Raw genomic sequence first — 14,564 nt, forward strand, 5'->3', positions numbered from 1 at the left:
GCGTAATGCGACTGATTGAGCACCCACGGGCGCGGCCCTGGTACCTCGTTCTCTCGCTCTTGATTCTGTTCGGCGGAGATGCTTGGCGATTCTCTGTCGGCTGGGTGGTTTTCGGTGCCGTGGCAATTGCGATTGCCACGGCATCCGCAGTGATTCTGGTTCAGGCTCGGCACCGCTGGAGTATTGGCGGGCTGCCCTACCCCTTTGTTGTGTTCATGGCGTTGGCGACAGTGTCACTGGCCTGGTCGCAGTATCCGGCCGCGAGCGCCCTCGGTCTGCTGACGACTTGGCTCACGGTTCTGGGCGCACTAGCGCTGGCGATTAGCTTCACGTGGCAACAGTTGCTCGACGGGCTCGCTCGAGTACTGCGCATCTTGATCGCCGCATCACTCGTTTTCGAACTGATCATTGCGACAATAGTTCGCGGTCCGATCCTGCCGTGGACTGCTCAACCAGAAGTCGCGGTGCCCGGCTACGACACTATTCCGAAAATGCTCTACTGGTCGCGCAACGAGCTCTTCGAGACTTTCGATCAGGGGCGCATTCAGGGCATCGTTGGCAATGCCAACCATCTCGGATTTTTGGCTCTTCTTGGCCTGATTGCTTTTGCGATCCAATGGGCCACCGGGAGCGTGAGCAGGCGGTGGTCAATTTCGTGGATCGTGCTGGCCGCAGTCACTCTCTTCTTTACGCGTTCCGCGACGGTGACGGTGGCGCTAGCCGCTGTCGCCATCACTGCAGTGGGGTTATTCGTCATCCGTAGCCGTGGCAGTGAGCGTGGACGCCGCTGGAGCGCTGTGGGGTTTGTGGCTGTTGCTGGCGTCGGCGCCGCGGTTGGCTTCGCACTGCGGGGCACCATTTTCGAGTTGCTCGGCAAGAGCAGCGACCTCACCGGCCGCTCCGAGATCTGGCAAACGGTCATCGGGCTTGCCGAGCAACGTCCAGTGTTTGGTTGGGGCTGGATCAGCTTTTGGATGCCCTGGACCGAGCCATTCAAGGGGCTTGTTATTCGCAACGGTGTTGTTCAGGTTCAAGCTCATGACACGTGGCTTGATGTCTGGCTTCAACTAGGAATTGTGGGTGTCGTGGTCTTCGGCGCGCTCGTGGCTTCAGCCTTGCTGCGAGCTTGGCTTCTTGCCGTGGATCGCCCACGCACGATGCCCGGAGTAACAGATCCATATTCTGCGCTCACTTTCTTGCCCATTTTGATAATGGTCGCTCTGGTCGTGCAAAGCATCCCCGAGAGCCGGCTGATCGGCGAATACGCTCTCGCGATGCTCGTGATCATTGCGGTCAAGACGAAACGGCCCGACTGGACGGTCAGCATCACATGATTCAGCCTCCGCCCCGCTACCGAGCGATCATCGACACGGGCGCAACAGTGCTCGGTTCCGCTCGAGTGTCTTCGGTTCTCTCAACGGCGACAGTTGGTACAGCACTGTGCGCGTTTGCTCTTCGCAACACAATTGGCGGGCCAGGGCTGCTCGCCATTCTGGTCGTTCTTGTCTTGTTCGTCGGCGCATCGCTAGCAGCGCAGTGGGGCAACATCGGTTGGCGCGCACTCGTTCCGATTTCGTTGATGGTATTCACGCTGTGGTCCTGGCTCACGATCTTCTGGAGCCAATACCAGTGGGCATCCCTAGCAGCGCTGAGCTACCTGCTTGTATTCACAGTGCTGGGGATCTATATCGCTCTGGTGCGCGACACCATCCAGATTGTTCGCACTTTTGGGGATGTGATGCGGTTCGTTTTGGTCGTATCGATTGCTTTAGAGATCTTGACGGGACTTGTCTTTGATACCTCATTCAAGGCCCTGGCAATCGCTGGCAACCTCGGCATTGCGGAGCCAATCCAGGGCATCTTTGGCTCACGAAACCAACTGGGCGTCATCGCTGTCATTGCCCTAATCACGTTCGCAACCGAGCTGCGCACCAAGTCCCTCCAGCGCGGCTACGCTATCGGCTCACTTGTGCTCGCCGGTGTTGTGCTTGCTCTCTCCCAATCTCCCCTTGCCTTTGGTACTGCATTGGTCGTCTTGGCCGCTAGCGCCGCTCTCTATGCACTGCGCCGGGTTCCTTCCGGGCGACGCCGGTATTGGCAGTTCGTTTTGATCGGATTCGTTGCCGCTGGTGCGATCATCAGTTGGCTATCACGAGTCGCCATCGTTGCCTCATTTGATGCGAGCGGCGATCTCACCTATCGCTTGCGGGTGTGGCGTCAACTCTGGGACCTCGGTGAGGTACATCGCCTCGAAGGGTGGGGCTGGATCGGCGCGTGGAATGCTGATCTTGCACCGTTTACAGCGTTCGGAAACTTCGGGAGTCGCGTCCCTGGCTCGGCACACAACGCTTACCTCGACGTCTGGTTCCAACTGGGCTTGGTTGGCTTCCTAATTTTTATTGGACTCCTGGGGCTCGCCTTTATGCGCTCGTGGCTGCTGGCGTCACGTCGCCGCAGTGTCGTTTACGCGTGGCCCGCTTTGGTTCTCTTGACGCTCATCCTCAGTGCGAGCGCCGAAAGCTCGTTACTGATCGAGTTTGGATGGCTGACCTTTGTCGTGTGCTGTGTCAAGGCCGCGCGAGAGCTGAGCTGGAGAAATGCGCTCGACGCAAAGCCCACATCGATGGTCTAACCAAGGCACCCTAGATTAGCGAGGCTGCTTCTCGGTGACCAGCGAGCCTCTCCGGCGAACGACTACCCGTTTAGTGCTCGCCAGAGCGCTCCGGATAGAAGTCGCGAGTACTCCACGGTGATGTGGTGCGAGTCCCGATAGACAAGCGTCGAGCCAACAATGGTTCCGCATTCTGCTCGGTAACAGAAGTAGTCGGTCAGGTCGACATAGGTGGCACCAATCATCGCGGTAGCATCGCGATCAGCGACCGCAAACGTCTCGTCGATGGCATCCGCTTCGGCGATTGAGCACTCATCAGCAGACTTCAGGTTCTTGTCTAGGCAGAGTGCGGGAGTCGCCTCAAAGCGGGGCGTGTCTGCAATAACCGCTATCGCAATGGTCGGGTCTATCTGTGCGCGCAATTCGCTATACCCTTCAGCCCACATTGTGGGGGTGACCGGTTTTCCGTTGAGCGCCGTGTACCTACTGAGGTTGGAAATGACGAGCAAGTCTGGCTTCATCTCATTTATTTGACCGACTGCTGCATCGCGCCATTCGTCGCAAGCCGAGTAGCGAACGTTGCGGAGCAGCAAATCGACAAGAACAGAGGGGCATGACGACTTGGTGAAGCTCCGCAGCGAGAATTCGTTTACGACGGCGGCTTGCTCTAAGGCAGGAAACCATTGTGCAGCGTGGGAGTCTCCGAAGAGTGCGACCGTGGCGCTGCTGCCTGCCACGTCTCCAAACTCACAGCGCTGAGGCACGGTGTCGGATGCAGAGAGGTGGCAGCCGTCAGAATAGATAACGGGCACGCTCTCGCTGGCCGTAGCGAGTGATGGCTCGAGATTCGATGGAACGTAAGACGTGAAGTTCGGGCCCAATGTCGCTTCTGATACTGGGCTAGCTTCGACCCCGGAATCGGTCGGCCGGAGGCTGACAAGAAAAAGTGACGACAACGCAAGCGCTGCCACTGAGACCGACGCCCCGAGCGTATAGGCGAGGGTGCGTCGTGAAGAAACACTCGTTTGTACCTTGCTGCGGATGAAGGGCTTCTCCACGAATCGATACATCACCCAGCCCGCTGGCACCGAGAGCAGACCAACGATCAGCAAGGATGCATCGAGTTGTTCCGGCTTAATCCAGTCAATGTTTTGCGTAAACACTAGAAGCGGCCAATGAACGAGATACAGCGAGTACGAAATCGTGCCCAAGAATTGGAAAATTCTCAGCCGTAGAAGGCTCAGAGGACCGAGAGCGCCAGCTCGCTCCCCAAAAGCAATCAGACAAGCCGCACCGAGCACGGGTCCAAGCGCCGCAACACCGGGAAAAGGCGTTCCCTCTCCATAGGTAACCGCAGAAACTATGATCAGCGCCAACCCCAGCCAAGAAAGGACTGCCGCGAAAGCCGGGCGGAGCAACGTGAGTTGACCGTAAGCGAGCGCGATCAGGGCGCCAGTGCCGAGCTCCCAGGCACGAGAGGGCAGCGAGAAGAAGGCCCACGGTCCGCTCAGGTCAACAAGAGTCACGCTCAGGGCAAGCGAGACGATAACGAGGAGCGTCACCAACGCTATGCGCACGCGGAGAGATTTGGTGACTTTCCAGATCAGGAATAAGGCCAGTGGCCAAAGTAGGTAGAACTGTTCTTCGACCCCAAGAGACCAATAGTGCTGAAAAGGAGATGGAGCTGTTTCAGCGAGATAATCGGTTCCTCTAATCGCGAAAACAAAATTGGGAACATAGAAAACCGTCGCGATCGCATCCTGAACTGATGACTTCACAAGCTCGGTCGGCAACACCGCGAGAGCTCCGAGCACAGTAAGTCCAGCTACGGTCAAAGCCGCGGGAAGAATTCGTCGCGCTCGCCGGGCGTAAAAGCGAGCAAACCTGATCCGCGCCGTACTGGCTAGTTCGTAAATCAAATGGTTCGTTATTAAAAATCCAGAAATGACGAAAAAGACGTCGACACCGACGAATCCACCCGGCACCGGAAGTCCTGCGTGATACAGCAGCACCAATAGCACGGCAATGGCCCGCAAACCATGAATGTCAGGGCGAAAACCAGCGCGCACGAATGACCCCCCGGTCGCGGTAGCTGATTTCATTTCATGCAACTTTCGTTTAGCGCAGTCATTCGGCGCTCGCGTGCGGGTTTCTGCGAGCCACAGGTGTTTTTGCATATGCGCTCAACCCGCCCGTGTTGGCCCATGCGGGCAACAGACGATTGCGCGCTAGGCGCCGCGCGAGAATGTTGTTCGAACTGCCAATGCCGCCCTGAGGGATTTTACAGAACCCTTCGCTGAGAAGGGGCAAAGACTTGGGATCAGAATGTCTGTGCGGATCTGACCCTACGTTCGCGAACGCGACTCAAAGTATTGCCGCGACTGCCATGCGGAATTGACAATGTCCTCGACAGAGTAGCGAGCGCTCCACCCTGTCAGCTCACGGATGCTGTCCACGACACCAACGACTGCTGCCGGATCTCCTGGACGACGATCGAGAACCGTCGCCACAAGATCGCTGTGGGAAACCTGCAGGATTGCGTCCACCATCTGTCGCACTGTTGTGCCGACGCCGGTGCCGATATTGAGAACGGTGTTGCCCGGCTGCACTGGCAGAGCGTCGAGCACCGCTAGATGCGCTTCTGCAACGTCACTGACGTGCACATAGTCTCGAACGCACGTGCCATCGAGAGTGTCATAGTCGTCGCCAAAGATTAGCGGCGGTTTGCCAGCGGCAATTTGTTCGAAGCAGATCGGGATGAGATTGAGCGCTTGAGTGTCGCCAAGTTCTGGGCTGCCAGCACCCCCGACGTTGAAGTAGCGGAGGCTTGCGGCACGGAGGGGCCATGCCCGTGCTGTGGCGCTGATCAGCTGTTCGCCGACGAGCTTTGTCGCGCCGTAGGGGTTGATGGGATCAGTCGGTGACTTCTCATCGATTGCACCCGAGGCGTCTCCATACACTGCGGCGGAGGAGGAGAAAACGAGGCGATTTACCCCTGCCGATTCCATAGCGAGAAGTACCTGAGCCACGCTTGCGACATTTTGGGCGTAGTACCACGCAGGCTTGCGCAGCGACTGCAGTACCTGCTTTTGACCAGCGAAATGAATCACCGCATCGATTTTCTGACTGCGCATGATTTCTGCGAGCTCGCCAGCACAATCCGTAGCGAGGTCTAATTCGACGACAGGAATGGTCGGAACGCGATCCTTCGTGCCGGTGACAAGGTCATCGACGATAACGACAACGTCGCCACGTGCCTCAAGCAATCGGGATGTATGGGCGCCGATATACCCGGTTCCGCCGGTGACGAGTACTCGCATCTTGACAGTCTAAGAGAATCGTCAGGTCTGCCCTACGACAACCCCCTGCCCGATCCGCAGACTAGGTGGCTAGGAAAGGACGAAGTGCAGCAGCAGAGCGAGCACCATCGTGAAACTCAGCAACGAAGCTCAGACCATCAGCAGCTAGGTCTTGATAGCGCTTTCGGTCATTCAGAACTCGACGGATCGTGTCCTCAAGTTGGTCCGGCTCTGTATGAACGATGGGCAAGTCTCGCCCAGTTTCGCTCCGCACGAACCGAGCAACCTGCGGGTCAACATAGGAAACTACCACGCAACCCGACGCCATTCCCTCGCAGGCAGCTACCCCATAGTTTCCCGTGCCGACTGCATCAACGAGAACATCTGCATCGGCAAAAATCGCAGGAATCTCAGAGTTGGGCAAGCCAGCGATTCTGCGATATGAGATCAGACCCTCGCCATCTAATTTGGACAGAGCAGCATCGATCAAGTCCGAGCGTTTGATGACTTCTCGACTCGGAGCATGAACAACAACCGGCACCTCTCGCACCAACGGAACGTGTGCACTCGACCATTCACTGGTGTCGATAGCAACAGGCAACCACGTGGCCTCAGGCTGCTCAATCATTAACGCCGGCGTAGAGACAAACGTGGGAACCCCTAATTCACTAAGGAGCGTCTGGTTGCTGCGCGCGACCTGTTCCATTGACGACACCTGATTGGGCTCCATCACATGAAAAGGAGAGAAAGGATGCGCGGCCGCGTGACGACTGGGAAGGCGCACTTCACTCCCATGGCTGATCATTCCGACTCGAATGCCACGCTCCTGAAGAGCTGCCACTTCGCGACGAAGGTCACCCTCAAATAGGGATCCAAAGATTGGCCGCGATGCCTCAATGAGCACGTGAGTCGTTCCGCTAACGATGCTGGCAAAGTGCTTCTTCTGCCAGCGACTCGATGCCCTCGAGACAGTGAGCGGGACAGTGAAATCGGAGCTAAAGCGTGCGGGTGCTCGCAACAACATCAGGTTCGCAGCGACGACGCCCGGAAGCGATTCGGCGGCTCTCGCCCATCTGTAGCCTTGGCCCGCAAAATTTGCTTGGGCAATGTAGAGGCGCACCTCTCCGCCTACAGTGCGCGGAACAGGAGGCACGTCTCTCGGTGTGTACCGAAAACGTTTGGCACGCAGCCGGCCCGAGATCCGTTCGGGAAGAACATCGCGAAGAGCGACGAGAGTACGAAGCAGCTGACGTTTCATTACTCGCCATCATGCCAGAACCTCAGCTAGCATCCGTAGAGTTCCTTCTGGATTTGACTCAGTTTTCACTCGCGCCTCTCTTTCAGTGGGATTCCTAGGAGACTCAGGACGACGCGATAGGATTCGTGCATCAAGTTTCCCCAATTCAGATACTCCGGAGATCTATGACTGTGCCCCGCGGCTTTGTACACGACACCGCAGATGTCGCCGACAGCGCGCTCATCTCAGAGGGATCAAAAGTTTGGCACTACGCACAAGTCCGCGAGCACGCCCAACTCGGTGAGAATTGCATCGTAGGTCGAGGCGCATACGTCGGCACCGGGGTCGAAGTTGGCCCGAACTGCAAAATCCAGAACTACGCTCTCGTCTATGAGCCGGCCAAGCTCGCCGCTGGCGTGTTCATCGGCCCAGCAGTCGTTCTGACCAACGACCACTTTCCGCGCGCTATCAACGCGGATGGCACCCCCAAGTCGGCGGATGATTGGCACCCTGTCGGGGTCGACATCCGCGAGGGAGCATCCATCGGCGCTAACGCAACGTGCATCGCACCGTTGGTAATCGGGCGTTGGGCGCTAGTAGGCGCCGGTTCCGTCGTCGTCAAGGACGTGCCCGAATTCGCGCTCGTCGTTGGCAGCCCCGCTAAACGAGTCGGCTGGGTCGGCACTGCCGGGCATCCGCTAAAAGAGACAGCTCCTGGGGAATGGACTTGCCCGATAACCGACGCGAAATATCGCGAAATAGCTACAGACCAATTGATTGAGGTGCAGAGTAAGTGATTCCCGCAGCCAGGCCAGAAATCGGCCAAGAAGAACGCGATGCCGTTGACCGCGTAATGCGGTCAGGAATGCTTGCGCAGGGCCCAGAGGTTGCCGCGTTCGAGACTGAGTTCTCGGCAATCGTCGGCGGCGCACACTCCGTCGCCGTCAACTCGGGGACTTCCGCGCTTCATATGGCGTTCGTCGCTGCCGGAATTGGTCGAGGCGACGAAGTTATCGTTCCCTCGTTCAGTTTCGCGGCGACCGCGAACGCCGTTGCACTTGCCGGCGCGACCCCCGTCTTCGTCGACATCGAGAAGGACTACTTTTCCATTGATCCCGCCGCAGTTGAAGCCGCGATCACGCCACAGACCCGGGCAATCATGCCTGTTCACCTTTACGGACATCCGGCCCTCATGGTCGAGCTCACGGCTATCGCGAAGAAGCACGATCTGCTCGTCTTTGAGGATGCCGCTCAAGCACACGCCGCATCGGTCAATGGAATCCCGGTCGGCAACTGGGGAATCGCTGGTTCTTTCTCGTTCTACCCCACCAAAAACATGACTTCGGGCGAGGGCGGGATGATCACAACCTCGTCCGACGAGCTGGCTCGTATGGCGCGCGTTCTGCGCAACCAGGGCATGGAACGTCGTTACGAGAATGAGGTCGTCGGCTTCAACACCCGCATGACGGATATTCACGCCGCAATTGGGCGAGTCCAGCTCGGAAAACTTGCCGGCTGGACCGAGCAGCGTCAAGACAACGCTCAGTTCTTCAACGAGAACCTCTGCGGTGTTGTCACACCCCCAACTGCCGATGGCTCAGTTCACGTGTACCACCAGTACACGATCCGCGTGGTCGATCACGACCGCGATGCATTCGCGGAGGCACTCGCCGCTCGCGGAATTGGCACGGGCGTGTACTACCCAACACCGATCCACCGTCTGCCCTCGTTCAAGCTCGAACTCGACCTTCCTGTTACTGAAGAGGTCGCTACTCAAGCGCTCTCGTTGCCCGTCTACCCCTCGCTCACTCAGCAGGAACGTGACACCATCGTCGAGGCAGTAAACGACGTCGCAAAGGCAGGCAGCTAAATGACATTACGCGCAGGCGTTCTCGGCCTCGGAGTAATGGGCCGCCACCACAGCCGGGTTCTGAACGAACTAGAAGGCGTTGAGTTTCAGGGGGTCTATGACCCATCACCGGCAGTGGCCGATCAGATAGAAGGAAAGCCGGTTGTCCGTGATCTCGAGAAATTCCTCGACATGGGTTTCGACTACTGCGTTGTTGCAGCGCCAACCATTTATCACCTCGATATCGGCCGCACGCTTGCCGAGCGAGGCATCCACGCGCTGATCGAAAAGCCTGTGGCGTCGACAACAGCAGATGCAATTGCTCTGCGCGATCTCTTTGCTAATGCGGGACTCATTGGCGGCGTAGGCCACATCGAGCGTTACAACCCCGCACTGCAGTCAGCCAGGCAGCGAATCGAAGACGGACTGATCGGCGAGATCTATCAGGTCGCTACGCGCCGTCAAGGCCCGTTCCCTGGTCGCATCGCGGATGTTGGCGTGATCAAGGATCTCGCGAGCCACGATATCGACCTCACCGCTTGGGTAACTCAGCAAGAGTTCGTTACTGTCAACGCCCGCACGGCATTCCGCAGTGGACGCGAACACGAGGACATGCTCGTCGCTGTCGGCACCCTCAGCGATGGCACGATCACGAGTCACACGGTGAACTGGTTAACGCCGTTTAAGGAACGCACAACGATCATCACCGGTGAGAAGGGCGCGCTCGTTGCCGACACTCTCACTGCAGATCTGACTCATTACCAAAACGGTGTGATTCAAAACACGTGGGATGACATTTCTCGTTTCCGCGGTGTCAGCGAAGGAGACGTCACCCGTTTCGCGCTCGACAAGAAGGAACCGCTTCGGGCGGAACACGAAGCCTTCCGCGACGCCGTCATAACCGGCAATGTCGAAGGAATCGTTACTCTCGCAGAGGGTACAAACGTTGTGAAGATCGCCGAAGACATGGCTCTCGACGGACAGAACTACCGCATCCAGTAGTGTGCGCTGCAGCCCTTTAGCGTCAACAGAAAAGTTGTCGAGGGCGAGTGTCATCCATTGATCTAGTCCCAGGAGCCCATGAAAGATTCAAAGTCAGCGCTGGTAATTGTCTTTTCAGAAGCGCGCAATGATCCTCGAGTTCGCCACCAAATCACTTGGCTAGCTGAGGACGGATGGTCCGTAGACACCATCGGATGGGGCGGGCGGCCCTCTGAAGAAGTCAACAAGCACTTTGATCTGCTTCCACAACGTGAGTGGGTAGGCACAAAGTGGGGATCTGCTTTTGCCTATGGCCTCTTCCCTTTGAGATACCTCTTTAGAATTCTGACGAGCGACCGCATCCCGAAAGCCGCGCGCGATCGGATACGTGACGGCGCATACGATCTAGTGATTTTTGACGATTTTGACTTCCTCCCCATCATCAAAGATCCAGCAGTTTTTTCGCCAACTGCGACCGCCAAGACTCACATCCATCTTGATCTTCACGAGTACCACGGTGCCACTCGCCCGCTTAAGTCCGCTTGGAGATATCTCACTCGTCGTTTCTACGTGTGGCAGCGAGGGCTCATCGGAGATACGAGTATCGCTTCTCGGAGCACCGTCGCTTCTCGGATTGCAGATTTGTACGCGAAAGACTTCGCCGTCGAGACTCCCGCACTCGTTCGCAACTGTCCGCCATACGAAGATCAACAGCCCAGCGATCTCGAGGCTGGTCGAATTCGCCTGCTCTACCACGGCTTGGCAAGCGCCAGCCGTGGGTTAGCAGAGATGGTCGAAGCCATGAACGACCTCGATGACCGCTTTCGTTTGACCTTCATGTTGACGGGGAATGAACCATTTCAGCGGAAGCTTCGCAGCCTCGCCGAGCCGCATGGGGAACGTATAAATTTCGTTCCACCGGTAACGATGCCCGAAATTGCATCCGAAATCAACAAATATGACTTAGAAGTCATGTTCTATAAACCTCTGACCGCAAATCTAGAGTTCGCATTGCCTAACAAGCTTTTCGAAGCAGTTCAAGGTCGGCTCGGTCTTATTATCGGCCGGAGCCCGATGATGGTGGAAGTAGTGGATCAGTTCGGAAACGGGATCGTCATTCAGGACTGGACCGTCGAGACCATGGTCACTACCCTGAACGCACTTACAGCGGACGACGTCGTCGCGATGAAGTCGCATTCGCATAAAGCGGCACTTGAACTAAGTTCACAGTCCGAGGGTCGGGTTTTTCTCGAGCAATTGCCCCAGTAGCCGCAGTATCGCGACTGCCAATGGTCGCCCTCGTGTTTGGCCATGCGAACAAGCAGAACTGTTCAGCTACTCGCTTCGCTGATCCTCATCAGCCCGCGCGGATGAGCTGGCGGCAGTTGGTGGGGTCTCCGAGAGTAGTGCAACCTTGCGAGCCAGCTCGGTGACGTCGTTCTCGCTACGTCGAAAACGGCGGTAGGTGGTCGCGATGAATCCAAGAAATGCCAGCACGGTGATGTAAAGCAGTAAGTCTGTTCCGCGGCCGACACCGACAAGCCTCGCAACATAAGTCCAAATCTGTGGAAAAAAGACGGACGAAGTCGCTGCCGCCATGAAGACCAAGAGCATGATGCGTTGCATTGCCTGATGACGGGCCCCGCCGCCGCGGAGCATGAAATACCCAACGACGAGGATTACCAGGACTGCAAGGATTTGAAACACGATCGTCATTGAGTCACCTAAACATTATTTCTACGAGGATGTTGACAGAATTGAGGAGGGACTGACCCTTCTTCTTCGAGTACTCGGTATAAACGATGTGGGTGGGAAACTCAGCCCACCGAGCTCGACACGAACTGATCTGATCAATCAGCTCTGAAGCATGCGCCATGCGATTCTGCTCGAGGCGAATTCGGGAAAGAAGATCTCGACCTATCACCCTCAGGCCATTGTGGGCGTCTGTGAGGGCCATTCCTGTCGTGGCTCTCGTGTACGCCGCCGCTGTACGGAGCACCAAGCGCTTCGCTCGCCCCATAGACGTTCGGTCGTCGAGGAAACGGGATCCGATCACCACATCCAGGTCCTCTGCACGCAACTTCGCCACCATAGCGATCGCATCGGTCACTTGATGTTGGCCGTCGGCATCGAACGTGAGGACCTCAGTCATCTCCGGGTCGGAAAGCGCGAACTCGAAGCCCGTCTGTAAGCTTGCGCCCTGCCCCAAATTGATCGGGTGCATGACCACTCGCGCACCGGCTGCTCGAGCGACGACGGCTGATTCGTCTGACGAGCCGTCGTCCACGCACACGATGTGAGAGAACGACTTCTTAAGATCTTCGATCACGGAGCCGATCATGCTGCCCTCGTTGTACATCGGCACAACAACCCAAGTTCGACCCATGTCGTCCAGTCTCCCACAACAGAAATCACAAACTTAACCGTGATCGGGACAATGAGAGCCGTTCCCGAAAGAACCACTCGGAGTGCAAGAACGACCGAGTGAGCAGCCCAGAATATAACAACACCGGATAGTACCGAACCTGCGGTCCCAACGAGTCCTAACTATGCCGCCAGCTTGGCCCCATAGAATTAGGTGATCAGCATAAAATCGGCGCGACATCGCGCAAGCGTTCCCAAGGGCTCCTAAGGTCGCGCAAGAACCCAATCGAGATGTGTCGTGAATTACGCGATCAAGGTGATTGATGTTCTAATCAACTGAACTTTGGGACTGATCACGAGCGCTTAGAGACCATCAACAGACTTGTGAACACAGGAAATCTATGAACTTCAAGGCAATGGCAGCTACGTACCGCGAGGTACTTCGCTTGCTGCCAAGCTCAGCCCGCCGCTTTCTGGTGTGGTATTCGATTGGGCTCGCGCTGCTCTCCGTGGTCGATGCTGCGGCTCTTGCTCTATTGGCTCTCGCAGTCGCGCCACTAGCATCCGGCAGCGCTCTAGAACTGCCCATCATTGGGTTGATCGAAGGTTCAGGCATCCTGGCCCTATTCGGCACAATCTGCCTACTGATAATCGGTAAGAGCGCGGGAACACTCGGCATGATGTGGCGCGCAACACGGCGATTTTCCACCTACGAATTGGAATTGGGCTCACGCCTATTCGACAGTTATTTGGAGTCAAACTGGGTGGATAGGCTCAAGAGAAACTCCGCGGACATCGTGAGGCTTACGGATAGCAGCGTCAGCACAACTGTCTCTGGCTTTATCCTCCCCGCGACGACCCTAGTTGGCGAATTTTTAAGCTTCGTGATGGTCATCACCGTGCTCGCTGTCGCACAACCGATGGTTGCCATAATTGCCATCGTGTATCTGGGCCTGCTTGGCGCTGCGCTGTTCTTCTGGGTGACGAAGCGGGCACGACAGGCTGGACTTGTTGCGCTTCGTTTCTCGTTGAGAAGCTCGAGACTAATTACTGAAATGGTCGGCGCACTAAAAGAGGTAAGCCTGCGCAATAAGACCGCGGAAGCCGCCTTGGTCGTACGAGGAAACCGATCTCGATCGACCCGCGCTCGAGCGAACTCGCAGTTCCTCGGTCAGGTCCCCCGCTTTGCGCTTGACTCCGGCATTGTCGGCGGTTTCGCGCTCGTGGGTATCGCCGGATACTTGACCGGCGGAATTCTCGGTGCGACCACCGCAATCGCGCTGTTTGGGCTTGCAGGATTTCGACTCGCTCCGTCAATTGTTCGGTTCCAGTCCGTCGTAACCCAGATCTCCGTCAGCCATCCTCACGCTCTCGCGGTAGTAACAGAAATTGAACGTTCAGAATTGAACCGCCGGTTGAAAGCGAACGTGACCCAACGAGATCTTCCGAAGGACCCAACCGAAATCCGTTTCGATGAGGTTTCGTTTCAATACAATGACAACAGTCCAGAAGCCGTCTCCGAGGTTAGCCTCTCCATCCCGTTTGGCTCGACTGTCGCATTCGTAGGTGCTTCTGGGGCTGGAAAATCAACTCTGGTGGATCTCATACTCGGACTGATCGAGCCGACTAAAGGTGCAATCTTCATCGACGATGTCCCTCTGACCGAAGCGACTGTGGGATGGCGGAAAAGCATTGGCTATGTACCCCAAGACGTCTCCTTATTCGACGCTAGTGTGCTTCAGAATGTTGCTCTGACATGGACAAGCGATGCGGACGCCGATCGTGCCCGTAGCGCGCTTGAACAGGCTCAGATGTTGCCCATAATTGAAAAACGGGAGAACGGTCTCAACTCGCGAATTGGCGAACGCGGGCTCGCACTATCCGGTGGCCAGCGTCAGCGTCTGGGAATCGCACGGGCGCTCTACTCGGACCCTCTCGTGCTGGTAATGGACGAAGCGACTAGCGCCCTCGATACTGCGACAGAAGCGGCCGTCACAGACGCTATCCGACAGCTCAAGGGCTCACTAACGATTATTACTGTCGCCCACCGTCTCGCGACCGTCAAAGAATCGGACATCATCTTCTTTATGAAGGATGGTCGCGTCGAAGCGCAAGGGACTTTCGACGAACTGGTCGCATCGGTGCCCGATTTCGCCAATCAAGCCCGGCTGGCTGGCCTCGGAGGCGACCAAGGCCCGCCTTCTTCCTGACGTGCAAGGAGGG

Annotated in this window: 12 protein-coding genes; 7 read left to right on the forward strand and 5 right to left on the reverse strand. The window is 56.9% G+C overall.

The window, feature by feature from the left end; translation table 11 throughout:
- The first annotated feature begins 5 nt into the window (after window positions 1–5).
- Both AC1ENN_RS10465 and AC1ENN_RS10470 read left to right on the forward strand, forming a co-directional pair.
- Window positions 6–1,334, forward strand: a complete 1,329-nt coding sequence (locus AC1ENN_RS10465) for an O-antigen ligase family protein (protein WP_449647215.1) — start codon at window positions 6–8, stop codon at window positions 1,332–1,334.
- Window positions 1,331–2,632, forward strand: coding sequence for an O-antigen ligase family protein (locus AC1ENN_RS10470; RefSeq protein ID WP_480391126.1), 1,302 nt, complete (start codon window positions 1,331–1,333; stop codon window positions 2,630–2,632). Before AC1ENN_RS10465 ends, AC1ENN_RS10470 begins: the two co-directional genes overlap by 4 nt.
- A gap of 62 nt (window positions 2,633–2,694) precedes the next feature.
- Here AC1ENN_RS10470 and AC1ENN_RS10475 read toward each other — a convergent pair whose 3' ends face one another.
- The 3 genes from AC1ENN_RS10475 to AC1ENN_RS10485 form a co-directional block, all read right to left on the reverse strand.
- Window positions 2,695–4,713, reverse strand: coding sequence for an acyltransferase family protein (locus tag AC1ENN_RS10475; RefSeq protein WP_480406030.1), 2,019 nt, complete (start codon window positions 4,711–4,713; stop codon window positions 2,695–2,697).
- 243 nt (window positions 4,714–4,956) lie between these two features.
- Window positions 4,957–5,931, reverse strand: a complete 975-nt coding sequence (galE, locus tag AC1ENN_RS10480; RefSeq protein WP_480406031.1) for a UDP-glucose 4-epimerase GalE — start codon at window positions 5,929–5,931, stop codon at window positions 4,957–4,959.
- Between the two features lie 61 nt (window positions 5,932–5,992).
- The gene (locus tag AC1ENN_RS10485) at window positions 5,993–7,168 is read right to left on the reverse strand and encodes a glycosyltransferase (protein WP_480391129.1); all 1,176 of its coding nucleotides are present in this window, start codon (window positions 7,166–7,168) and stop codon (window positions 5,993–5,995) included.
- Between the two features lie 164 nt (window positions 7,169–7,332).
- Here AC1ENN_RS10485 and AC1ENN_RS10490 point away from each other — a divergent pair, with 164 nt between their 5' ends.
- The 4 genes from AC1ENN_RS10490 to AC1ENN_RS10505 all read left to right on the forward strand — a co-directional run bounded on the left by AC1ENN_RS10490 (window position 7,333) and on the right by AC1ENN_RS10505 (window position 11,246).
- Entirely contained in the window at window positions 7,333–7,944 is a 612-nt protein-coding gene (locus AC1ENN_RS10490; protein ID WP_480391130.1) for an acyltransferase, read from the forward strand.
- Window positions 7,941–9,017 carry a DegT/DnrJ/EryC1/StrS family aminotransferase gene (locus AC1ENN_RS10495; RefSeq protein ID WP_480391131.1) on the forward strand — a complete coding sequence of 359 codons (1,077 nt, stop codon included), beginning with the start codon at window positions 7,941–7,943 and terminating at the stop codon, window positions 9,015–9,017. The genes AC1ENN_RS10490 and AC1ENN_RS10495 overlap by 4 nt, the downstream gene beginning before the upstream one ends.
- Window positions 9,018–9,998 carry a Gfo/Idh/MocA family protein gene (locus AC1ENN_RS10500; protein WP_480391132.1) on the forward strand — a complete coding sequence of 327 codons (981 nt, stop codon included), beginning with the start codon at window positions 9,018–9,020 and terminating at the stop codon, window positions 9,996–9,998.
- Between the two features lie 78 nt (window positions 9,999–10,076).
- Complete coding sequence (locus AC1ENN_RS10505) at window positions 10,077–11,246, forward strand: glycosyltransferase (protein WP_480406032.1); 1,170 nt, start codon at window positions 10,077–10,079, stop codon at window positions 11,244–11,246.
- A gap of 66 nt (window positions 11,247–11,312) precedes the next feature.
- Here the strand turns inward: AC1ENN_RS10505 and AC1ENN_RS10510 are convergent, their stop codons facing one another.
- Together AC1ENN_RS10510 and AC1ENN_RS10515 are read right to left on the reverse strand one after the other, a co-directional pair.
- A complete protein-coding gene (locus tag AC1ENN_RS10510) occupies window positions 11,313–11,693 on the reverse strand; it encodes a DUF2304 family protein (RefSeq protein ID WP_480406033.1) in 381 nt (126 codons plus the stop codon).
- 4 nt (window positions 11,694–11,697) lie between these two features.
- The gene (locus AC1ENN_RS10515) at window positions 11,698–12,363 is read right to left on the reverse strand and encodes a glycosyltransferase family 2 protein (protein ID WP_480406034.1); all 666 of its coding nucleotides are present in this window, start codon (window positions 12,361–12,363) and stop codon (window positions 11,698–11,700) included.
- A 379-nt stretch (window positions 12,364–12,742) separates the two neighbouring features.
- Between AC1ENN_RS10515 and AC1ENN_RS10520 the strand changes: the two genes are divergently transcribed.
- Complete coding sequence (locus AC1ENN_RS10520) at window positions 12,743–14,551, forward strand: ABC transporter ATP-binding protein (protein ID WP_480406035.1); 1,809 nt, start codon at window positions 12,743–12,745, stop codon at window positions 14,549–14,551.
- The last annotated feature ends 13 nt before the right edge of the window (window positions 14,552–14,564 follow it).

It is taken from the genome of Rhodoglobus sp. G.S.23 (genome assembly GCF_056675935.1).